The following is a 19,836-nucleotide window of genomic DNA, read 5'->3' on the forward strand; positions in this document are numbered from 1 at the left end:
TGACATGACTGTATCCGAAGTATTCCAGACCATGGACTATGGCACCGCCCCTGAATCCGCCGCCGAAGCACTGGCGTGGATCGTGGATCAGGGCGGCCGCTTTGGCCATTTCATCGATGGGGAAATGACCGCCCCTAGCGACGTATTCGAAAGCCGCAACCCCGCGACCGGCGATGTATTGGCCCATGTGACCCAAGGCACCCAATCGGACGTGGACGCCGCTGTAAAAGCAGCCCGCCGCGCCCAACCGAAATGGGAAGCCTCTGGCGGCCCTGCGCGGGCGAAAGTTCTATACGCACTGGCACGGCTGCAGCAAAAGCACAGCCGCCTGTTTGCCGTGCTGGAAACGCTCGACAACGGCAAACCCATCCGCGAAGCCCGCGATATCGATATCCCGCTCGCGCAGCGGCACTTTTACTATCACGCAGGCATGGCCCAGCTGATGGAAAGTGAGCTAACCGATGCCGAAGCTCTTGGCGTTTGCGGACAGATCATCCCGTGGAACTTCCCGCTGCTGATGCTGGCATGGAAAGTCGCGCCTGCGCTAGCCATGGGCAACACTGTTGTGCTGAAGCCTGCCGAATATACCTCCCTTACCGCGCTGCTGTTTGCAGATATCTGCATGCAGGCCGGTGTGCCTAAGGGTGTAGTGAATATCGTCACAGGTGACGGTGATGTGGGCGAGATGATCGTGAACGCAGACGTCGATAAGATCGCCTTCACCGGCTCCACCGCCGTTGGCCGCCACATCCGCGAAGCGACTGCCGGATCAGGCAAGGCGCTGACGCTCGAACTGGGGGGCAAGTCGCCCTACATCGTATTCGACGATGCAGATCTGGATTCCGCTGTCGAAGGACTGGTGGACGCGATCTGGTTCAATCAGGGTCAGGTCTGCTGCGCGGGCTCGCGCCTTTTGGTGCAAGAACCTGTCGCGGATTTGTTCCACGCCAAGCTGCGCGCGCGTATGGACAAACTGCGCATAGGCTCTCCACTGGATAAAAGCGTGGATATCGGTGCTATTGTGGACCCCAAACAGCTGGAAGCCATCAAAAGCATGGTTGCGGCCAATACGGCGGGTACAACTCATGTCGCGGCTTGTGAAATCCCGGCGCAGGGCAGCTTTTACCCCCCGACCTTGATAACGGGTTTGCATCCTGCCGATACGCTCATGCAGGAAGAAATCTTTGGGCCGGTGTTGGTCTCAACGACCTTCCGCACACCGGAAGAGGCTGTGAGCATTGCCAACAACACCCGCTACGGCCTTGCCGCGACTGTTTGGACTGAGAACATCAATCTCGCGCTCGACATTGCGCCAAAGCTGGTTGCCGGTATTGTCTGGATCAACGGCACCAACATGATGGACGCGGCCGCCGGTTTCGGTGGTGTGCGTGAAAGCGGCTTTGGCCGTGAAGGCGGCTGGGAAGGTCTGAGCTCCTACACCAAATCCAAAGCCAAGAGAAAACCGGTGAAAGCAGTCGAAGCGATGAACGGCTCCGGCGCACCGCTGGACGGGATCGACCGGACGGCGAAGCTCTATATCGGTGGCAAGCAGGCGCGCCCTGACAGCGGTTACTCCATACCCGTTTGGGCCAAAGGCGGTGCGCTGTTGGGCCACGTCCCGCAAGCAAGCCGTAAGGACGTGCGCAACGCGGCTGAGGCTGCTCAGGCAGCAAAAGGTTGGGCCAAGACCACCGGCCACCTCCGCGCGCAAATCCTGTACTACATCGCCGAAAACCTGGCCGCCCGCGGCACCGAGTTCGCGCAGCGTCTAGAAGCGATGCAGGGTGGAAAGTCTGGCGCGAAAGAGGTCGATGCGGCCGTGCAATCCCTATTCACCTACGCAGCTTGGGCGGACAAATATGATGGCCAAGCCCACGGCGTTCCGATCCGCGGGATTGCCCTTGCCATGAAAGAACCTGTTGGCGTGATCTGTGCCCTGTGCCCCGCGCAATCGCCGCTGCTGGGCTTGGTGGCGGTCATGGCCCCAGCCATCGCGATGGGCAACCGCGTGATCCTAAGCGCGTCCGAGCCGTTCCCGCTGGCCGCGACTGACTTCTATCAGGTTCTTGATACATCCGATGTGCCTGCTGGCGTGGTGAATATCCTGACCGGTCCCCAAGAAGATGTGGCTGAAACGATGGCCCGTCACATGGATATCGACGCGGTCTGGAGCTTTGGCGATCCAGCCCTTGATCAGGTGATCGAGCAGGGATCAGCCAGCAATCTCAAACGTACATGGGTTCAAAACGGGTTGGCGCAGGACTGGGACAAGGTCGACGCAAAAACCTTCCTCATGCATGCCACCGAGATCAAGAATATCTGGGTTCCATATGGCGAGTGATCGTCCGCCCATAATCTACCCTCTGCCTCCAATCGGGGGCAGAGGGTTAGTGCATCACTCTGACAGTAGGCCTTCAGGCTTACCCACAACAACAAAATGCAGTGCGTCTGGGTCCATCAACTCTGACGCCACGCGCTTTACGTCGTCTAGCGTCACCCGCTCCACACGTTCATTGCGCGTGTTGACGTATTCAGGCTCAAGTCCAATCGTCTGCATCCCTACAAGGATTCCGGCAATGGTGCTGTTCCCGTCAAAGCGCAGGGGATAGGCGCCCGTCAGGAAGGTTTTCGCGTCCCGCAGCTCATCCTCTGTGACGCCCTCCTCGGCCGCACGGCGCCATTCGTCGCGAATGACCGAGATCGCTTCGGCAACGCGGTCATTGGCCGAACTGACAGACCCCATGAAGGCGTTCGCCAGATCGCGGGAATAGAGGTAGGAATAGACGCCATAGGTCAGGCCGCGCTTTTCGCGCACCTCCTGCATCAGACGGCTTTCAAACGATCCGCCCCCTAGCACCTGGTTCAGCAGGACAGCAGCAAAATAGTCGTCATCGTTCACAGCAATCCCGCGCTGACCGAACAAGACAACGGACTGCGGTGTATCAAATTCAACAACCGTGGTGCCGCCTTTGATGACCGGCTCAACATGAGGGGGCATGATCGGACCATTCTGGGGCAGGTCCCCCAATACAACGTCCAGCAGCGCACCCAATTGCTCAGGCGTGATATCACCAACGGCCCCTACCAACACACGGTCACGCACCAGCACATTGCGGTGTGCTTCGAGCAGATCATCCCGCGTCAGGGCTGCGACGCTCTCTGGCGTGCCGGATTCGACCGTGCCGTAGGGGTGATTGCCGTAAGCCATCGTCGCAAAGGCCTTGCTTGAGATCTCGTTCGGATCTTTGGCCTCGAAAGATAGTCCCGATATCACTTGGGCGCGAACCCGTTCGATATCCGCTTGGTCAAAGCGTGGCTTCTGAATGGCATCGCGCAGCAGTGCCACTGAAGCGTCGAAGTTCTCTGTCAGAAAGCGCGTCGAAATCGACAGCTCTTCCGATCCGGCGCTAAAGCCAAAGGAGGTCGCCAGAGTCTCGGTCGCGCGGGCAAATCCACGCGCATCCAGATCGCCGGAGCCTTCCTCAAGCAAGGCAGCCATCAGGTTGACGGCACCACGTTTGTCCTCAACATCTAGAGAGGTGCCGCCCAGAAATGCGATTTCAATCGCGACGAACGGCAGCGAGTGTTCCTCGACCAGCCATGCCTCAACCCCGCCGCGGGATGTGACTGTCTGAATGTCGACCTCGGCGCGCGCGGGCAGTGCCGCTGCGGCCCCGAGAAACAGGGCAGTGGCAAAACGGATCATCGAGTGTCTCCTTCATCGCGCATCAACCAGCCCGTGACAGAGGCCTCGCGGCGCAGTAGCTTTGCGGCTTCCATGATATCTTCAGCGGTAATGGCATCCAGAATGGAGGGCCACGCCTGAACGTCTTCGATTGCCAGGCCAGAGGTCAGTGCCGATCCATAGCGATTGGCAATGCCATCGACATTGTCCTGCGCATAGATTTCAGCAGCGCGAATTTGCAGTTTAATCCGGTCCAGTTGTTTTGGATCCACACCTGCTTTCATAAACTCGGCAAGCGCTTTGTCCATCGCGGCCTCACCCTCCTCAAGGCTCATGCCATCAGAAGGGACAATAACCATCCGGAAGGTTGTGTCGTCGAGTGACACACCAGAATACCAAGCGGCGGAATAGGTGGCGGTCTGGGTATCAAATTGCAGTTTCTCGGCCAGATAGGACGTGGTGCCACCCCCCAGAATTTCGGCGAGGATGGTCAAAGCAGCCGCAGTATCCTGCGCACCGCTGTCACGCTCTGGCACGAGGTAACTGCGCGAAATATAGGGCTGCGCCACACGCGCATCACGGAAAATCACACGGCGCTCCGCATTCTGGAGCGGCTCTTCGGTGCGCAGACGCTCTGGCAGGTCAGGGTTCGCTGGAATCGCAGCGTAGTGTTTCTCGGCCAAGGTACGCACGTTGTCAGGTGTCACATCCCCCGAGACGATCAGAATGGCGTTGTTTGGCGAATAGTAGAGCTCATAAAAACTCAGCGCATCGTCGAGGTCCAACTCTTCCATCTCATGCATCCAGCCGATAACCGGCGTACCATAGCGATGGTTGAGATACTGCGCGGCGCTGACTTGTTCGCCGAACAGCGCTTGGGGGTTGTTTTCGGTGCGCTGGTTACGCTCTTCGATGATCACCTTGCGCTCTGTCGCGATATTTTCTGGCGTCAGGCGGATGTTCTTCATCCGGTCCGCTTCCATGGTCATCATCAGCTCAAGCCGGTCGGCCGCGATGCGCTGGAAATAGGCCGTGTAATCATAGCTGGTGAAAGCGTTGTCGCGGCCGCCGTTTGCAGCGACGGTGGCAGACATCTCTCCGGCTTCAAGCTTGTCCGTTGCTTTGAACAACAAATGCTCAAGAAAATGCGCCACACCAGAAGAGCCCGTTGGCTCATCCGCTGAGCCAGCGCGATACCACAGCATGTGCTGGACCACGGAGGCGCGGTGATCTTCGATGACAACAACCTGCATGCCGTTATCCAGCACGAAATCAGTGACCTTGCCGCTGCTTTCCGCCAGTGCGGCGGCGGGAAGCAGGACCGCAGAAAGCAGAAGGGATCGGGCGTATCGCAACATCAAGATAGTCCTTTTCAGTCAACCATGGGGCGCTAAGACATAGGTACTCTGCCGACGCGCAGGTTCAAGCTGCAACGACGGTTTATCACAGATATGTAATGTGGTTTCAGTCCGCAGGAGGTGCAGAAGGCGTACGCGCGCCAGCATTGCGCCAGCGGTTCTGCTCTGCCCGCGGGTTGAGCGCTTCCTTGCGGTATGCCTGATTGTAGCGATCCACCGGCACGATCCGGAATTGTGTAAAACGCACCTTGCGACTGCGGAATTTCGCGTCCGATTCAGCAAGGGTTTCGCGAATGTTCTGGGTGACGCCAAGGCGGCTTGCATGCCGGACCAACGCGCCATCACTGGCGGGTACCGCCGCGTTTGGATCGCCGAGACGGCCACCGAAGGCTTCCGCGCCTTCAGCAAGCGCAGAACGGTCAGCGCGGTTGGCACCTCCGGGTGTCGGAGCGGGCAGTTCAGAGAAGCTAGCCGGCGACTGCAGGGAGGCAACCGGCTGGATGCCAAACTCGTCCGGGCCCTTGGAATTACTGCGCAAATCGCGCAAGCCCACGTTGGCACATCCCGCGACCAACACGGGCATTACGAACAACAAAGCAAATATACGCATCAAAGGCCTCCAGACCGCCATTGCCCTTCAATATCGCAGGCAGGGCGGCAATGTCACCCAGCTTTTTTGCCTGCACGTTTGCGCGGCTTGATCTTGCTGCCAGACCCAGAGCCAGTGCTGTTGTCATCGGTGAAGAAGATCAGGCCCAGCGCCCCTGCAAAAATGAACACATCGGCGATGTTGAACACGAATGGATTATTGATCCCGCAGCAGGACATATTCAAAAAATCAAGGACATAGCCGTATATCAGCCGATCCAGAACGTTGGCCAACGCACCGCCAACCAACAAGCCCGCGCTGATCCGGGAGATTTGCGAATGCGCATTTTTACGCGCCCAAACCAGAACCGCGATACAAATTACCGCAGCAAGAACGATAAGAATCCAGCGGCTCGCCTCCGAACCGCCCCCGAAGAGACCGAAATTGATGCCTCGGTTCTCTCCGTAGCGAAAGTTCATCAGGGGCGGCAGCACGTCAATGCTACGGATGCGGGCAAGCTCCATCATGTGGATCACCACATATTTGCTGATCTGGTCGATCGCAAAAGCAGCAAAGCTTGCCCAAAAAATTATCCGCATCGGGTTCGGCTCCTGTCTTAGTGCCGGAAGTGGCGCATGCCGGTAAAGATCATCGCAAGACCAGCTTCGTCCGCCGCTGCAATGACCTCCTCGTCGCGCATGGAGCCGCCGGGCTGGATCAGCGCTGTAGCACCTGCCTCGGCCGCTGTGATCAACCCGTCAGCAAACGGGAAGAACGCATCAGATGCCACAACAGACCCTTGGGTCAGGGGCGCAGGCAGTCTCATGGCCTCGGCCATATCTTGCGCTTTGCGCGCCGCGATGCGCGTGCTGTCCACACGGCTCATCTGGCCCGCGCCGACACCGACGGTCGCGCCATCTTTGACGTAGATGATCGCGTTGGATTTGACGTGCTTCGCAACAGTCCAGGCAAAAAGCATATCGCTCATTTCCTGCTCGGTTGGTTGGCGTTTGGTTACAACTTTGAGGTCATCAGGGCTGATCCGGCCCACATCGCGGTCCTGTACCAACCAGCCGCCCGAAACCTGACGCGGTGCAAGGCGTGCGGCTGTTGGATCCGCAAGGCCGCCGGTTGTCAGCAAGCGCAAGTTCTTCTTGGCGGCGAAAATCTTGATTGCGTCTTCGTCCGCGTCAGGCGCAATCACCACCTCGGTAAAGATGCCGGTGATGGCTTCGGCTGTTGCGGCGTCCAGTGTCTGGTTCAGCGCAATAATACCACCAAAGGCCGATGTGCGGTCACAGTCAAACGCGCGGGCATATGCCTCGGCCATTGTTTTGCCGGTGGCCACGCCGCAGGGGTTCGCGTGCTTGATGATCGCAACGGCTGGGCCGTTCTCTGGTGCAAACTCAGATACCAACTCAAACGCCGCGTCAGTGTCGTTGATGTTGTTATAGGACAGCTCTTTGCCCTGATGCTGTTTGGCTGTGGCCACGCCTGCGCGGCTGTTGCCATCGCTGTAAAAAGCCGCCTGCTGGTGTGGATTTTCGCCATAGCGCAGGGTTTGAGTCAGCGTGCCGCCAAAGGTGCGACGGCGCGGAGTGCCACCAACTGCATCAGCCATCCAAGTGCTTACAGCTGTGTCATAGGCGGCAGTACGGGCATAGGCCGTCTGGGCAAGACGCTGACGCAGGGCATAAGTGGTCTGGCCGTCATTCGCCTGAAGCTCGGCGATGTAGGTATCGTAGTCTTCGACATCCACAATCACGCTGACAAAACCGTGGTTCTTGGCAGCGGAACGGATCATTGCAGGTCCGCCGATATCGATATTCTCGATCACTTCGCCGTATTCGGCGCCTTTCGCTACGGTTTCTTCAAACGGGTAAAGGTTCACAACTACCAGATCGATTGCGCCAATCCCGTGCTCTTCCATCGAGGCAATATGCCCAGCGTCATCGCGCAGTGCCAGCAAACCACCGTGCACGACCGGATGCAGCGTCTTGACGCGGCCATCCATCATTTCAGGAAAGCCTGTGACCTCGGAGACATCCAGCACATCCAGCCCCGCCTGACGCAGTGCCTTTGCCGTGCCGCCAGTCGACAACAGCTCGACCCCGCGTGCGGCAAGGGCACGTCCAAAATCAATCAGTCCGGTCTTGTCGGACACAGAGAGAAGGGCACGTTTTACGGTGTACAGATCGGCCATGGCAGGGCTCCTTTGGTCAGTCAGCGTCAAGATACGGGTCATCCCGTTCCAAATCACGCACGCCAATCGCAGTTTCCTGGGCTTTGGACAAGGACCAGCGGACCCTTGTCGCTGGATTTATCGCACGTCCGGTCAGAACAATTTGCTGTGCAGCACGTGGTTTTAGGCGTGTTGCCTCAAGGTATGCGCCCGGTTCCAGCTTCAATTCGGTCGTACCATCATGCCGGAAAACCCATATCTCGCCTGACTTTAGCGCCATCGACACAGCCGCTCCGCCTAGATCAAGTGTCGCGTCGACCTCTGGGTGCAGATGGAAGCGGACCTCAAATCCGATACCCTTGAGTTTTGTTCGGTCAAGCGCACGGTCAAACCGGCGTTTTTCCGTTTCTTCGAGCGCCAGCAACATGTCTTCGCCTGCCACCGCACGGCCATCGCTGGTCAATTCAAGCGTACGCGCATGGGTCAAACCGTGGGTCAGGGCGTAGCCGTCATGCCCGCCCTCGAACTTCATGCCGTCACTCACCGGCGTGATCTCGACCGGAACGCGAGTCGGTCCATCAATCAGCGCTTCAATCCCCGTACGGCGGTCAGCGATATCCAGACGCGCGCTGGAATAGCCGCCCAAAACCAGTGTGGAGTGCGATGGCGTCGCCCGCCCTGCCCGTCGCCAATCCAACCCAAATGAGGCGCCAGAGCCGCAATTCACAATCAGCGGACGCCTCCCTGAGGTCAGCTCAAACGCGAGTGTCGACGCATGCGCATTGGCCGAAGCGGCCCCGCCGGGCGGCGGGCTGGCGTCGATGATCATACTGGTGCGACCAGCTGACAGGCGCGCATACCCCATCGACAGCCCCTCAGATTGCATGCTGCGCACACCGGACGCGGCCAGCGCGTGGTCAAGCCAGCCCTCGGCTCCGCGCCCACCGCCGTGGAACCGCGCCAACCCGCCATCCGCATGGCGCAAAGTGCGCAGGGTAGGCGCGATGCGGTCAATCGCAGCAAGATGCGGCTGTGGTGTACCGCGCCCTGCATCCGACAGCGCCGCCGCTGCCCACGTGAGCAAAGTGAATACATCCAGCAATTCTTCGGGGTTACGGGTCGGCAGACCGCCCTGCGCGTCAATCTGTGCGGCACATTCTTTCGCCAGCGCCTTGATCGCCGGGTCAGCCAGCGCCTCAAGCCCTTCGAGCGACAGCCCCGCATAAATCAGGCCGGTGAGCGCCTCGAAGCGCGCCAACCCCGGCGCTGCGGCATGCCAACGCTTGGACAAAAAGCGCGTCTGCTGCATGAGCAAGCGGTAGAATACCTCGCTATCAGGGGCGTTTTCACCGCTGCCGTGCAACATAAAGAGCGCGTGGTTGATCCAGCGGATCAATCGGCGGCCCGTCAGGCCCGGCGTCCAACCCGGACCACGCCCGTTGCCATACAGCTCAATCCATTGCCACAACCAGCGCTGTGCAGCGCGGCGCGAAGCGCTATCACCGACTGCGGCCAGATCGTCCAGCCACGCGAAACCGTGCAAGGCCTGAGCAAATGCCGTGTCGGGTGCTTCGACTTCCCACGGTGTCTGATCCGGCGCCGTGATCAAGCTGCCAGCAAAAAGGAAATTCCCCGCCGCCAACTGCCGACCTCGCGCGAATGACCCGATGGTGCGCGGCTCTGGTGAAGAGACAAATCCACGGGCCTGCCCCCGCGCACGGGTCGCAAAACGGGCGTGCAACTGGTTCAAGACGCGCGTGCGATATGCGCTCAATCGTGGAAATTGGATCATGTGCTCTGCCTATACGCTCTCTGGGCGTTTGGCGAAGTCTAGCGCGGGCAGCGGGTCAAGTCACCGTTTTTCCGGCAGGTCTTCGCGCATTCCTTGCCAGACGCTGTTGAGCAGTTGTCTTTGCTACCTGTACGGTCCCGACTAAACTGATCTTCTTCTCTTGATCGGAAACGACTAGCCTCCAAAAGAAAGTATAGTTTTTCTCAAAGGCCGTGACGCATGAATGAGCCCTGTATATCTCTTGGCCACCCCATCGAGCGGTGCGATAAAAACGCTACGGCCCTTACAAGTTTCGTAGCGCTTGGGGAGGCAACATCATGATCGCCTCTCTGATGATGTATGCACGGCCCGAACTTGACGCTGCACTGACCACTTATTGGCATTTCATCCGCGCCCGTCTGGCCGCAGAGGGCATCGAGGCGCCTGAAACGCTGGCACAAGGCGCAGCGGAGTTCGACGTTTGGGAGGATCCGGCGCTGGTGCTCAGTCAGACTTGCGGAATGCCTTACCGGACAAAGCTGCACAGGTCAGTGCAGCTGGTCGGTACACCAGATTATTCGCTGGATGGTCTGCTTCCAGGCTACTACCGCTCGGCGATTGTGGTCCCGGCGGATGATCCGCGCGTGGATATCGAAGCCTATGCTACCGCACGCTTGGCGTTCAACATGGCCGATTCCCAATCCGGTTTCGCAGCGATTTATGCCCACACAAAGGCCGCCGGTTTCTGGTTTACCGATCGTGTTCAGAGTGGTGGCCATGTGAATTCGGCCCGAATGGTCGCCCATGGTACCGCCGATATCGCGTCCATTGATGCGCAGACTTGGCGGCTGATCCAGCGCTATGAGCCTTGGCCAACACAGCTGCGCGTTCTGGAATACACCACTCCGACACCTGGCCTGCCGTATATCACTGGGCCGCAGCACGATGCGAACACGGTATTCGGGGCGGTAAGCGGGGCTATCGCCGACCTCTCTGCTGAGGATCGGAGCATGCTTGATCTGAACGGATTGGTTGCCATCCCGCAAAGCGCTTACATAGCGGTACAAAACCCGCCTGTAGAGGCGCTGCTTTAGGCGGCTTTGCGCAGGCAGGCGATATAAAAGCCGTCCATCCCGCCCTGTTCGGCCCAGAAATCAGGACGCAAGCGCAAACCGCCTTCCGATGAAATCCACGCAGGATCAACGCCCGGCTGGTCCAGCGCGGCACGGTCCACGGTCATATCGCCATGACGCTCAAGCGCTTCGTCGATCTGGACCTCGCCCTCATCGGGAAGCAAGCTACAGGTACAAAAGATCAACCGCCCGCCAGGCTTGAGGATTGACCATGCGTGGTCCAACATCTCTTCCTGCAACGCGATGAGCGCGCCAAAGTCCGACCCGTCCTTGGCGTGGGGCAGGTCAGGGTGGCGGCGGATTGTGCCTGTTGCCGAACAGGGTGCGTCCAGCAGGATCGCATCGAACTCTCCCTGAAACTGGCGGACATCCTTGATGAAGGTGCGGGCAGTCAGGCCGGTGCGGGTAAGGTTCTCTTTCACACGCTGCATGCGGGAATGGTTGTCATCCACCGCACGCACTTCGGCACCTGTGGTAGCAAGCTGCATGGTTTTGCCGCCTGGTGCTGCGCAGAGATCAGCAACCACTTCGCCGGGTTGTGCATTCAGGATCAATGCCGGCAAGGCAGCGGCGGCGTCCTGCACCCACCAGTCCCCTTCGGCGAAACCTTCCATCGCAGAGACCTGTCCGCCGCCATAAAGACGCACGGAGCCAGTGGGCAACAGCGTGCCGTCCAGTCGTGTAGCCAGTTCAGCGGCGTCGCCCTTTGCCGTCAGATCAAGCGGCGCGCCTTGAAAGTGGGCAGTCTCGATCGCGGCGATGGCATCTGCGCCCCAAGCTTCGACCAGCGGGCCGCGCAGCCATTTGGGCATACGCGGCGCGCGACGGGCGCTCCACGCGTCAGGGCCTTCTGCGGCAACTTTGCGCAAAACAGCGTTTGTCAGCCCCTTAAGGTGGCTCAAGTGCCTGTCACCAGCGACCACGGACACCATCGCATTGACCACACCGTGCGCCGCGCCGCCCGTGCAAAGCTCAACAGTGCCGATACGCAGAGCATTGCGCACTGTCAGCGGCGGGTACTTGTTGAGGTGCTTTTGCAAGATGCGGTCCGCACGCTCCAGACCGCGCAGGGTGTCTTGCGCAAGGCGCTGTGCCCGCGCGCGATCATCCGCGGGCAGCCTGTCCAGCACGCCTGCGCCAAGAAGCTCGGACATCAGTTTGCCCTCGCCCAAAATCTGGTCGAGAAGGAAAACGGCGGATTTCCGCGCCGATACGCCGGTGTCTGACATGATTTGCTCTTTCTCTTCGCGGTCTGGCGGTTGTCTGGGGCAAGGCGCGCCGTATATCAAGAGAGAGTTGAGAAAGGAACGTCCGATGGTAAAACCGCCCACGCCGAAAGAACCACCCATTCCCGATGCCCCAATTCCTCCAACGCCGGAGCCTGAACCTGATCTTCCACCTGCCGCAAGACGCGCACTGGCCGAGGCCGAAGAACGCCGCGCCGCTGCGAAAGAACTGGAGTTGCCGCCTGAGTTAGGTGGTCGTAACGGGCCCGAGCCTGTCCGGTTCGGTGATTGGGAGAAAAAGGGAATCGCTGTCGATTTCTGAAAGCACCCCTAAAAACGGACCCAGAGCTTCCAAAAAGCTCTGGGTCCAAAACAACCCGAAGGTCCATTTTCGCTCAGCGTAGAGAGAATTCTGCACTGTCTCCGGCGCCTTGATCCGATGTAAATCTGATCCGGTCGGAAGAGGTTTTCACCTCTTGGCAATTGTACCCCAGATCATCCCCGCCCCATTCGAGGCTGCGGCAGAAGAACCCGTTTTTCCAGCTCCAGCGGCCTGTTACAGGCCAGGCTGCCCCTTTTCCTGATATCGTGCCATTGGGGTTGAGTGTGAGCTTAACCAACGGACGGGTCAGTGTTTTTCCACTCACGAGTTGTTTGAACTCCGCAGCGCTTTCCACCTTTGAGAACTCGGCGGCGGCCGGAGTCGCGCAGGCCAGCGCGAGTGCTACGAAAGCAAAAAATCTCTGTCGCATAGGTCTCTCCTTCGAGGTCCTTTGCGACAGATACGTAAACGAAACCGATTTGGTTTCATTTTACTAATAAATGTTTGCCCTACGAACGGATCAGTCATTTAGCCCGAGCACGTCCAGCATATCATACTCGCCCGGCGCGCGGCCCTGCCCCCAGACCGCTGCCTTGAGTGCGCCACGCGCAAACAGCGAACGGTCAAAGGCAATGTGACGCAAGACGATCCGCTCGCCTGCGCCGGCAAACATCACGTCATGTTCTCCAACAATGTCACCGCCGCGAATCGCGGAAAAGCCGATGTCGCCGCGTTTGCGGGCGCCGGTTATGCCGTCCCTGCCCGAATCGCTTACATCAGCAAGATTCACACCGCGGCCCTCTGCCGCAGCTTCGCCTAGCATCAGCGCGGTACCCGAAGGCGCGTCGACCTTCTGGTTGTGGTGTGATTCGATTATCTCGATGTCGAAATCTTCGTCCAGCGCGGCGGCCACCTTGCGCGTCAAAAGGGTGAGCAGGTTCACGCCAAGGCTCATGTTGCCCGCACGTACGATCACGGCGCCCTTTGCGGGTTCGGCAAGCTGTGCAATTTCCTCAGCGCTCATGCCAGTTGTGCCGATGACATGGACGACGCCCGCCTTGGCTGCCGCCCTAGCAAACGCCAGCGTGGCCTGAGGGGCGGTAAAATCAATCACGGCGTTCGCATCTGCTATCGCGGCATCCGCGTCATCGGTCACTATAACCCCGTTCGGTGTGCCACCCATGGCCTCGCCCAGATCCCTCCCGATCCAGTCATGGCCTGAACGCTCAACCGCGCCACACAGGCGTGTGTCTGCCCGCGCTGCAACCTCGCGCACCAGCATCTGCCCCATCCGTCCCGAGGCGCCTGTAATGGTGATACCTGTTGTCTGTGCCATGCTTTTGTCCCCTTTGATCCGATCCAGAGCGGTTTAGCCTGCGCGCATCCGCTTGGCAAAGAAGTTAAGACCTCGTAGAGGGAGAATATGGCAAAGAACAAATCTTACGAGGGCGCAGGCCCCACCCAGCGACAACTGCGCGTCGGCGAAACCATTCGCCGCGCACTCAGCGATGTTCTGGCGCGGGGCGATGTGCACGATCCCGATCTCAACCGCATGTCCATCACCGTGGGCGAAGTGCGTACATCCAACGACCTGAAGGTCGCGACCGCTTACGTGCTGCCCTTGGGCGGCATCGGGCAAGAGGACGTGCTCAACCTTTTGGGCCGCAACAAGCACGAGCTGCGCAAGCTGGTGGCCAAAAAGCTGACGCTCAAATTCTCGCCCGAGCTGCGGTTCCAGCTGGACCGTACATTTGACCAGATGGATGAGACACGCAGGATGCTGGCCCAAGATGTCGTGCGCCGCGATGCAGATGCGCCTGACGACGGGGCACCCGAAGAGTGATCTTCCGCGCGGCACTAGTTGCGGGGATGCTTGCGCTTGCGCACCCTGCGCTGGCCGCTGACTGCAGCGAAGAGACGTACAAAGGCACCGAGTACGCAATCTGCGAAGTCGACCTGAACCGCGACATGCTGAGGCTGTTTCTGTACGAGCCTGAAAGCGAGCGGCCTTATGGATACTTCGGCACTCTGAACGCTGCGCTTGAGGCGCAGGGATTCGCGCTTGGTTTTGCGGCGAATGCCGGTATGTACCATGATGACCGCGCGCCGGTTGGCTTGTACATCGAAGACGGAGAAACCTATCAGCGCGTCATTACCAACGCAGGGCCGGGCAATTTCGGACTGCTACCCAACGGCGTCTTGTGCCTGCGCGACCGCCGCGCTGACGTGATCGAGACGTTGCGCTACGTAGAAGAAGCACCCGAGTGTGTGAGCGCCACACAGTCAGGACCGATGCTTGTGATCGACGGCGCCTTGCATCCACGCTTTTTGCGCAACTCAACCTCCCGATTTATTCGAAACGGCGTTGGCACCAGTGACGATGGCCAGCGGGCCGTTTTCGTGATCTCGAACTCAGCTGTCACTTTTCACGCTTTCGGCAGCTTCTTTCTAGAGCATCTAGGGCTAAATATTGCGCTGTATTTCGATGGTAATGTCTCACGGTTGCGTGCGCCTGAACTGGGGCGCAATGACATCGGCTTTGGCGCGCTTGGTCCGATTATCGGTGTGGTCGAGGGGCAAAGCCTGCCTCCGCTAGAAACTGAGGAAGCCTCTCCTCTGGCCAACACTCCGCCCATCTTGGACAGCGACGAATAGGTCCACCCCGTTGCACCTGCGCCCACAATCTGCAAAAGGGCGCGCAACAACATTTATCAAGGACAGCACATGGCACGCAAACGCAAAGGGCGCGATATCTCCGGCTGGGTTGTGATCGACAAACCCGCTGGCCCCACGTCGACGGCGGTCGTGAACAAGGTGCGCTGGGCATTTGGCGCGCGCAAGGCGGGGCACGCAGGCACGCTGGACCCTGATGCCACCGGCGTTCTGGCTATAGCGTTGGGCGAAGCGACAAAAACCGTGCCATTTATTACCGATGCCATGAAGGCCTATGTGTTTACCGTGCGTCTGGGAATTTCGACCAATACCGATGATGCCGAGGGCGAGGTCATCGCCACCTCTGATCTGCGTCCCGATGATGCGGCGATCAAAGAGGCATTGCACCGCTTTGTCGGTGACATCGAACAAGTGCCGCCGCAGTTTTCAGCCGTTAAGATCGACGGAGAGCGCGCGTACAAGCGCGCCCGTGATGGCGAAAAAATGGAGATCCCTGCGCGCCCGCTGTTTGTGGAAAGCCTGATCATGCTAGACCGGCCCGATCCCGACCATGCCACGCTTGAGATGGTGTGCGGCAAGGGCGGCTATGTCCGCTCGATCGCGCGGGATCTAGGTAACGTTCTGGGATGCAAAGGCCACGTCCGCGAATTGCGCCGCACATGGTCCGGTCCGTTTGATGTCGAAAACGCCGTGACGCTTGCGCAGATTGAAGAGCTTGCCAAATCTCCCGACCTCGACGCCTTCCTCGGCCCGCTTGAGATGGGCCTGCAGGAATTGCCTGAAGTTACAGCCAGCGGTGAAGGCGCAGTCAAACTACGCAACGGCAACCCAGGCATGGTCTTCGCCAAGGACGTTGAATATGGCGATGAATGCTGGGCGTCCTACAACGGGCACGCTGTGGCAGTAGGCACATTCAAGTCAGGAGAATTGCATCCGTCGCGCGTCTTCAACACCGGCGAATGATTACCCGCACCCATATCAAAGGAGACGCGCCCTCTACCGCCGTTTATTCTGACTGTGAACGCTACCGCTACAGCCTGACGCGCATTTGGGACGAGGCGGGCCCGCGCGTGACCTTCATCATGCTCAATCCCTCCACCGCGACCGAGGTGCAGAACGATCCTACCATTCACCGCTGCGAACAACGCGCGCGCACTTTGGGGTTTGGGGGATTTTGCGCAGTGAATATCTTTGCCCTACGCGCCACCGACCCGCGTGAAATGCGTGCAGCAGCCGACCCGGAAGGCCCCGACAATGCGCCCGCGCTGGACGAGGCTGCAAAATGGGCGGACACTGTGATTGCTGCTTGGGGCGTCCACGCGGAACACAGAAATCAAGGGCCGATCGTAGAGAGCCACCTGCGCACGCTAGGTCACAAACTGTTTCATCTTGGTTTGACCAAGGCGGGCCATCCCCGACACCCGCTTTACCTTCCCTACAGCGCCGTGCCTCAGGTTTGGATAAGCAGCGACTGACTCCGCCTAATGACACGTGGAGTTAACCATTTCCCCCTTACTCTTTTGACGACTCATACCAAACCTGTGCTTATATTGCGCTGGGGCGGCCCCACATATTTATGGAAATATTACTATGCTTTGGTTGGCAGGATTGATGGGCGTTATGGCGGTTGGTGCGGTCGCCTACGTAGACCCGTACGATACCGACGAAGACGAATTGACGGAATCGTTTGAGAACACCACATCTCCCGATGCATTTTCTGCAAACATTAGCGACGATTCAACCGAAGCATTCATAACTGAGGATCCTTTTGAAGCGGATTATGACCCGCGCAGCGGCGATGATGCTGCCCTCTTGCCACCTCTCGTTCTTTCGGCCGCTGATCAGGTCACGCTCACCGATGGGACGGATGACGAAGACCATATTGCGGGTACCGACAGAAACGACCGGATGCGCGGTATGGACGGCGCGGACGAGCTTAACGGCGGAACCGGCAACGATGAACTGCGCGGCGAAGCGGGCGACGATCCGCTGAGCGGAGAAGCAGGCAACGATACTCTGCACGGTCACGACGGCGACGATGTGATGCATGGCGGCAGCGAAGATGATGAACTGTTCGGGCACAACGCCAATGATACACTCTTCGGCGATGACGGCGATGACGCGCTGCAAGGCTCTGCCGGAAATGATGCGCTCAATGGCAATAACGGTGATGACACGCTGATGGGCGGTCTGGACGATGACACGCTGATTGGCGGCAACGGTGCGGATGCCCTCTTTGGTGGTTGGGGCAACGATATGCTCAGCGGGATTATGAATGATGGCTTCAGCCATGACGACAATGCCAGTGACTTTTTGAACGGCGGCGGCGGTGATGACAGCATACTTGTCGGTGCCGGAGACATTGTCACAGGCGGTGAAGGCGCTGATGAAATCGTGCTGGGCGGATGGATCACTGACGGTGAGGCCGCGCACATTTTGGATTACACCGCCGAAGACGACAGCATCGTGCTGGTTTGGGATGACAGTGCGTCAAACAGCGTTGAACCGAGTGTAACCCTAACAGCCGATCCGGAAATGTCTGATCAAACCCTTGTTCTAATGGACGGCGCGGTGATTGCCACTGTCAACGGCACCGACCTTCTCACTAGTGACATCGCCCTGATACCGCTCAGCACAGCGACGCAAATTGGCCTCGCTGCGGGCTAACACCACGGCTTTCAGTCGCGCAGACACAATAAGCCTTTGCCAACAGCGCAAAACACGCCTATACGCCCCCATCGCAGGCACGCTCCTGCGATTCCTCCATGGGCCTGAGCTGGACGACATCCCGGCCTGCGCCATCCCTTTTAACCTTTTGACAAGGAGACCCCGATGTCGATTACGAAAGAAGAAAAAGCTCGCATCATGAGAGAATTCGGCGCCAAAGAAGGCGATACCGGTTCCCCAGAAGTGCAAGTTGCTGTTCTCAGCTCGCGCATCGCAACGCTGACAGACCATTTCAAAACGCATAAAAAAGACAACCATGGCCGCCGTGGTTTGCTGAAAATGGTCGCAACGCGCCGTAAACTTTTAGACTACGTTAAGTCCAAAGACGATGCACGTTACCAAGACCTGATCAAGCGTCTGGGCCTGCGCCGCTAAGCGACGCCTCGACAGTCAGACAAGATTAAACCGCGCTTCTTTGCAGAGCGCGGTTTTTTCATGGGGCGGAGAAGACCACATCTCACATACGTTGGAGGTGACATGAGCCCCTAAAAATCCTTCATTTTTATGTAGAGTCCGCCCAACAAAAGGCCGGACAAATGAAGGTACGATTTACGGACGAACAGATCATCGCGATGATCAAAGAGCAGGAAGCTGGTGAGAAGACCGCAGATGTATGTCGGCGGCACGGGATCAGTTTGGCAACGGTCTAAAAATACAATCTAAATACGGTGGCATGCACTGCACTGCACGGCAGGGCATCGCATAGCGATGCCCCTGAGAGTGGAGCGCTCGGATGCGAAGCGGCTGCGGGCGCTTGAGGACGAGATTATCAAACTGAAGAAGCCGCTGGCTGAACAGATGTTGGACAATGCCATGCTGCGAGACATCAACTCAAAATAATGGTGACGCCTTTTGGGAAGCGGATAGCTGTGGTGCGTTTGATGGAGGTTCATCAAATCAACCAGCGACCATTGCCCCGCAGGCGATAGCAAAGCAATCTGCAGAGAGGGGGCGTGTGATATTTTGCAGATCGATAGATCTACGGTGCGCTACCAATCACTACCCCTCGATGATGTTGATCTGCGGGATGCAATTGGTAGCGCACCGTAGATTTGGATATTGGCGCATTCACGTGTTGGTTGCGCGTGAGGGCTTTGAAGAAGGTGAGGCGCATCTACCCTGAAGAGAAGCTACAGGTGCGTCGCAGGAGTGGCGGGAAGCGCGCTTTGGGCACGAGGAAGCCAATAGTGTTACCTGATGGCCCTAACCAGCGATGGGCCTTGGATTTCGTGCCGGATGCACTTACTCTATGGCCGCCGTTTTCGCATTCAGGCAGTTGTCGATGACTTCAGCCGAGAGGACCCGGCCCTGGTCCCTGATACGTCGCTGTCTGGCTAGCGCGTCGCACGAGAACTGGATCAAATCATCGCCGAACGCAGCATGCCAAAGACGATTGTGTCGGACAACTGCACCGAGATCACCAGCATGGCAATCCTCAAATGGTTTCAGAATACGGGCATCGATTGGCACTACATCGCGCTTGGCAAGCCCAGCAGAACGGCTTCATCGAAAGCTTCAACGGCAAGCTGCGCTACTCTCGTGCATATAAACATGCACTGCCGGGCAGAGAATGAATGCCTTAATGAAACGCTATTTGGTAAATTGCGCGATGCTCGCAAACCGCTTGAAGACTGGCATGAGGACTACAACTGGTGTCGGCCACATTCAGCCTTGGGCAACCTGACCCCTATGGAATTTCTGCATGGAAAGGCGATGGATAAGATAGCTGACTAACGCCAAAAATTTAATCCCAAGGACTCCGCGCAAAGCCGGAGAAGGCTTGGAGCTCAGGTCAGAATTTATGAAAATTCTAGATACGTCTGCAAATTTGTTGGTCTGTTATGCGGGACATACCTGCCGTTCGTTTCTCTCATATCAGCGTATGCTTTTGAGATGTTGAACAATGCTCGAATGGCTTGTTTGCTGGAGCCGATGGCTTGGCCACGATCAGACTGGTAAATCGGGGGTTTCCACGAATGCTCTACCGGAATGGGCAAGCAATCCCATGCAACATAGTTTCGCCCCAGTTAATTTGCAGACTCGGTACGCTACAAACGACACCAGATAGGCTTGGTTACTTCATGATATATTTTGCGCGAGTCCTTTTGTAAATCACAGAGCAATAATGGGCCAAGTCGCGGCGAAAAAAGGGGCCCTTCGGTTGAGGTTT

At 58.2% G+C, this 19,836-nt stretch carries 18 protein-coding genes and 1 pseudogene; 10 read left to right on the top strand and 9 right to left on the bottom strand.

What is annotated here, in order from left to right; genetic code table 11:
* Positions 1-4 precede the first annotated feature (4 nt).
* Positions 5-2,341, top strand: a complete 2,337-nt coding sequence (locus V7730_RS09315) for an aldehyde dehydrogenase family protein (RefSeq protein ID WP_335747322.1) — start codon at positions 5-7, stop codon at positions 2,339-2,341.
* A gap of 54 nt (positions 2,342-2,395) precedes the next feature.
* Here the strand turns inward: V7730_RS09315 and V7730_RS09320 are convergent, their stop codons facing one another.
* The 6 genes from V7730_RS09320 to V7730_RS09345 form a co-directional block, all read right to left on the bottom strand.
* Positions 2,396-3,706, bottom strand: coding sequence for a M16 family metallopeptidase (locus V7730_RS09320; protein ID WP_335747323.1), 1,311 nt, complete (start codon positions 3,704-3,706; stop codon positions 2,396-2,398).
* Entirely contained in the window at positions 3,703-5,043 is a 1,341-nt protein-coding gene (locus V7730_RS09325) for a M16 family metallopeptidase (protein WP_335747324.1), read from the bottom strand. Before V7730_RS09325 ends, V7730_RS09320 begins: the two co-directional genes overlap by 4 nt.
* 106 nt (positions 5,044-5,149) lie before the next feature.
* Positions 5,150-5,653 (bottom strand): DUF3035 domain-containing protein, encoded by a 504-nt coding sequence (locus V7730_RS09330; protein ID WP_335747325.1) that lies wholly within the window; start codon positions 5,651-5,653, stop codon positions 5,150-5,152.
* Between the two features lie 53 nt (positions 5,654-5,706).
* Entirely contained in the window at positions 5,707-6,231 is a 525-nt protein-coding gene (gene lspA / locus V7730_RS09335) for a signal peptidase II (RefSeq protein ID WP_335747326.1), read from the bottom strand.
* A 17-nt stretch (positions 6,232-6,248) separates the two neighbouring features.
* Entirely contained in the window at positions 6,249-7,835 is a 1,587-nt protein-coding gene (gene purH / locus V7730_RS09340; RefSeq protein WP_335747327.1) for a bifunctional phosphoribosylaminoimidazolecarboxamide formyltransferase/IMP cyclohydrolase, read from the bottom strand.
* Positions 7,836-7,851: 16 nt separating this feature from the next.
* Positions 7,852-9,606, bottom strand: a complete 1,755-nt coding sequence (locus V7730_RS09345) for a heparinase II/III family protein (RefSeq protein ID WP_335747328.1) — start codon at positions 9,604-9,606, stop codon at positions 7,852-7,854.
* A 317-nt stretch (positions 9,607-9,923) separates the two neighbouring features.
* Between V7730_RS09345 and V7730_RS09350 the strand changes: the two genes are divergently transcribed.
* Positions 9,924-10,679 carry a phosphate/phosphite/phosphonate ABC transporter substrate-binding protein gene (locus tag V7730_RS09350; RefSeq protein WP_335747329.1) on the top strand — a complete coding sequence of 252 codons (756 nt, stop codon included), beginning with the start codon at positions 9,924-9,926 and terminating at the stop codon, positions 10,677-10,679.
* Here V7730_RS09350 and V7730_RS09355 read toward each other — a convergent pair.
* Entirely contained in the window at positions 10,676-11,947 is a 1,272-nt protein-coding gene (locus tag V7730_RS09355; RefSeq protein ID WP_335747330.1) for an RsmB/NOP family class I SAM-dependent RNA methyltransferase, read from the bottom strand. The two genes, V7730_RS09350 and V7730_RS09355, sit on opposite strands and share 4 nt — an antisense overlap.
* A gap of 133 nt (positions 11,948-12,080) precedes the next feature.
* On the opposite strand from V7730_RS09355, the gene V7730_RS09360 reads away from it, so the two are divergent.
* Positions 12,081-12,266 carry a DUF1674 domain-containing protein gene (locus V7730_RS09360; RefSeq protein ID WP_335747341.1) on the top strand — a complete coding sequence of 62 codons (186 nt, stop codon included), beginning with the start codon at positions 12,081-12,083 and terminating at the stop codon, positions 12,264-12,266.
* 73 nt (positions 12,267-12,339) lie between these two features.
* Here V7730_RS09360 and V7730_RS09365 read toward each other — a convergent pair whose 3' ends face one another.
* Positions 12,340-12,696 carry a dihydrodipicolinate reductase gene (locus tag V7730_RS09365; RefSeq protein ID WP_335747331.1) on the bottom strand — a complete coding sequence of 119 codons (357 nt, stop codon included), beginning with the start codon at positions 12,694-12,696 and terminating at the stop codon, positions 12,340-12,342.
* A 90-nt stretch (positions 12,697-12,786) separates the two neighbouring features.
* Positions 12,787-13,602 (bottom strand): 4-hydroxy-tetrahydrodipicolinate reductase, encoded by an 816-nt coding sequence (dapB, locus tag V7730_RS09370; protein WP_335747332.1) that lies wholly within the window; start codon positions 13,600-13,602, stop codon positions 12,787-12,789.
* Positions 13,603-13,689: 87 nt separating this feature from the next.
* Here dapB and rbfA point away from each other — a divergent pair, with 87 nt between their 5' ends.
* The 7 genes and pseudogenes from rbfA to V7730_RS09405 all read left to right on the top strand — a co-directional run bounded on the left by rbfA (position 13,690) and on the right by V7730_RS09405 (position 19,400).
* The gene (gene rbfA, locus V7730_RS09375) at positions 13,690-14,109 is read left to right on the top strand and encodes a 30S ribosome-binding factor RbfA (protein ID WP_335747333.1); all 420 of its coding nucleotides are present in this window, start codon (positions 13,690-13,692) and stop codon (positions 14,107-14,109) included.
* A 26-nt stretch (positions 14,110-14,135) separates the two neighbouring features.
* The gene (locus tag V7730_RS09380) at positions 14,136-14,921 is read left to right on the top strand and encodes a phosphodiester glycosidase family protein (RefSeq protein WP_335747342.1); all 786 of its coding nucleotides are present in this window, start codon (positions 14,136-14,138) and stop codon (positions 14,919-14,921) included.
* 69 nt (positions 14,922-14,990) lie between these two features.
* The gene (gene truB, locus V7730_RS09385) at positions 14,991-15,902 is read left to right on the top strand and encodes a tRNA pseudouridine(55) synthase TruB (protein ID WP_335747334.1); all 912 of its coding nucleotides are present in this window, start codon (positions 14,991-14,993) and stop codon (positions 15,900-15,902) included.
* Entirely contained in the window at positions 15,899-16,414 is a 516-nt protein-coding gene (locus V7730_RS09390) for a DUF1643 domain-containing protein (protein ID WP_335747335.1), read from the top strand. Before truB ends, V7730_RS09390 begins: the two co-directional genes overlap by 4 nt.
* 115 nt (positions 16,415-16,529) lie before the next feature.
* Positions 16,530-17,606: a calcium-binding protein gene (locus tag V7730_RS09395; RefSeq protein WP_335747336.1), complete on the top strand. Its 1,077-nt coding sequence runs from the start codon at positions 16,530-16,532 to the stop codon at positions 17,604-17,606.
* A gap of 165 nt (positions 17,607-17,771) precedes the next feature.
* The gene (rpsO, locus tag V7730_RS09400) at positions 17,772-18,041 is read left to right on the top strand and encodes a 30S ribosomal protein S15 (RefSeq protein WP_335747337.1); all 270 of its coding nucleotides are present in this window, start codon (positions 17,772-17,774) and stop codon (positions 18,039-18,041) included.
* A gap of 161 nt (positions 18,042-18,202) precedes the next feature.
* Positions 18,203-19,400 (top strand): annotated as a pseudogene (locus V7730_RS09405) (IS3 family transposase).
* The last annotated feature ends 436 nt before the right edge of the window (positions 19,401-19,836 follow it).

It is taken from the genome of Sulfitobacter sp. (assembly GCF_036961165.1).
Lineage (GTDB): Bacteria > Pseudomonadota > Alphaproteobacteria > Rhodobacterales > Rhodobacteraceae > Sulfitobacter.

What these genes read in the sequence shown, in the direction of transcription:
- dapB (WP_335747332.1), bottom strand. Translation starts at nt 13,602, where the DNA reads ATGGCACAGACAACAGGTATCACCATTACAGGCGCCTCGGGACGGATG.
- V7730_RS09325 (WP_335747324.1), bottom strand. Translation starts at nt 5,043, where the DNA reads ATGTTGCGATACGCCCGATCCCTTCTGCTTTCTGCGGTCCTGCTTCCC.
- purH (WP_335747327.1), bottom strand. Translation starts at nt 7,835, where the DNA reads ATGGCCGATCTGTACACCGTAAAACGTGCCCTTCTCTCTGTGTCCGAC.
- V7730_RS09365 (WP_335747331.1), bottom strand. Translation starts at nt 12,696, where the DNA reads ATGCGACAGAGATTTTTTGCTTTCGTAGCACTCGCGCTGGCCTGCGCG.
- rbfA (WP_335747333.1), top strand. Translation starts at nt 13,690, where the DNA reads ATGGCAAAGAACAAATCTTACGAGGGCGCAGGCCCCACCCAGCGACAA.
- V7730_RS09395 (WP_335747336.1), top strand. Translation starts at nt 16,530, where the DNA reads ATGCTTTGGTTGGCAGGATTGATGGGCGTTATGGCGGTTGGTGCGGTC.
- V7730_RS09315 (WP_335747322.1), top strand. Translation starts at nt 5, where the DNA reads ATGACTGTATCCGAAGTATTCCAGACCATGGACTATGGCACCGCCCCT.
- V7730_RS09390 (WP_335747335.1), top strand. Translation starts at nt 15,899, where the DNA reads ATGATTACCCGCACCCATATCAAAGGAGACGCGCCCTCTACCGCCGTT.
- V7730_RS09320 (WP_335747323.1), bottom strand. Translation starts at nt 3,706, where the DNA reads ATGATCCGTTTTGCCACTGCCCTGTTTCTCGGGGCCGCAGCGGCACTG.
- lspA (WP_335747326.1), bottom strand. Translation starts at nt 6,231, where the DNA reads ATGCGGATAATTTTTTGGGCAAGCTTTGCTGCTTTTGCGATCGACCAG.
- rpsO (WP_335747337.1), top strand. Translation starts at nt 17,772, where the DNA reads ATGTCGATTACGAAAGAAGAAAAAGCTCGCATCATGAGAGAATTCGGC.
- V7730_RS09330 (WP_335747325.1), bottom strand. Translation starts at nt 5,653, where the DNA reads ATGCGTATATTTGCTTTGTTGTTCGTAATGCCCGTGTTGGTCGCGGGA.
- V7730_RS09345 (WP_335747328.1), bottom strand. Translation starts at nt 9,606, where the DNA reads ATGATCCAATTTCCACGATTGAGCGCATATCGCACGCGCGTCTTGAAC.
- V7730_RS09350 (WP_335747329.1), top strand. Translation starts at nt 9,924, where the DNA reads ATGATCGCCTCTCTGATGATGTATGCACGGCCCGAACTTGACGCTGCA.
- V7730_RS09380 (WP_335747342.1), top strand. Translation starts at nt 14,136, where the DNA reads ATGCTTGCGCTTGCGCACCCTGCGCTGGCCGCTGACTGCAGCGAAGAG.
- truB (WP_335747334.1), top strand. Translation starts at nt 14,991, where the DNA reads ATGGCACGCAAACGCAAAGGGCGCGATATCTCCGGCTGGGTTGTGATC.
- V7730_RS09355 (WP_335747330.1), bottom strand. Translation starts at nt 11,947, where the DNA reads ATGTCAGACACCGGCGTATCGGCGCGGAAATCCGCCGTTTTCCTTCTC.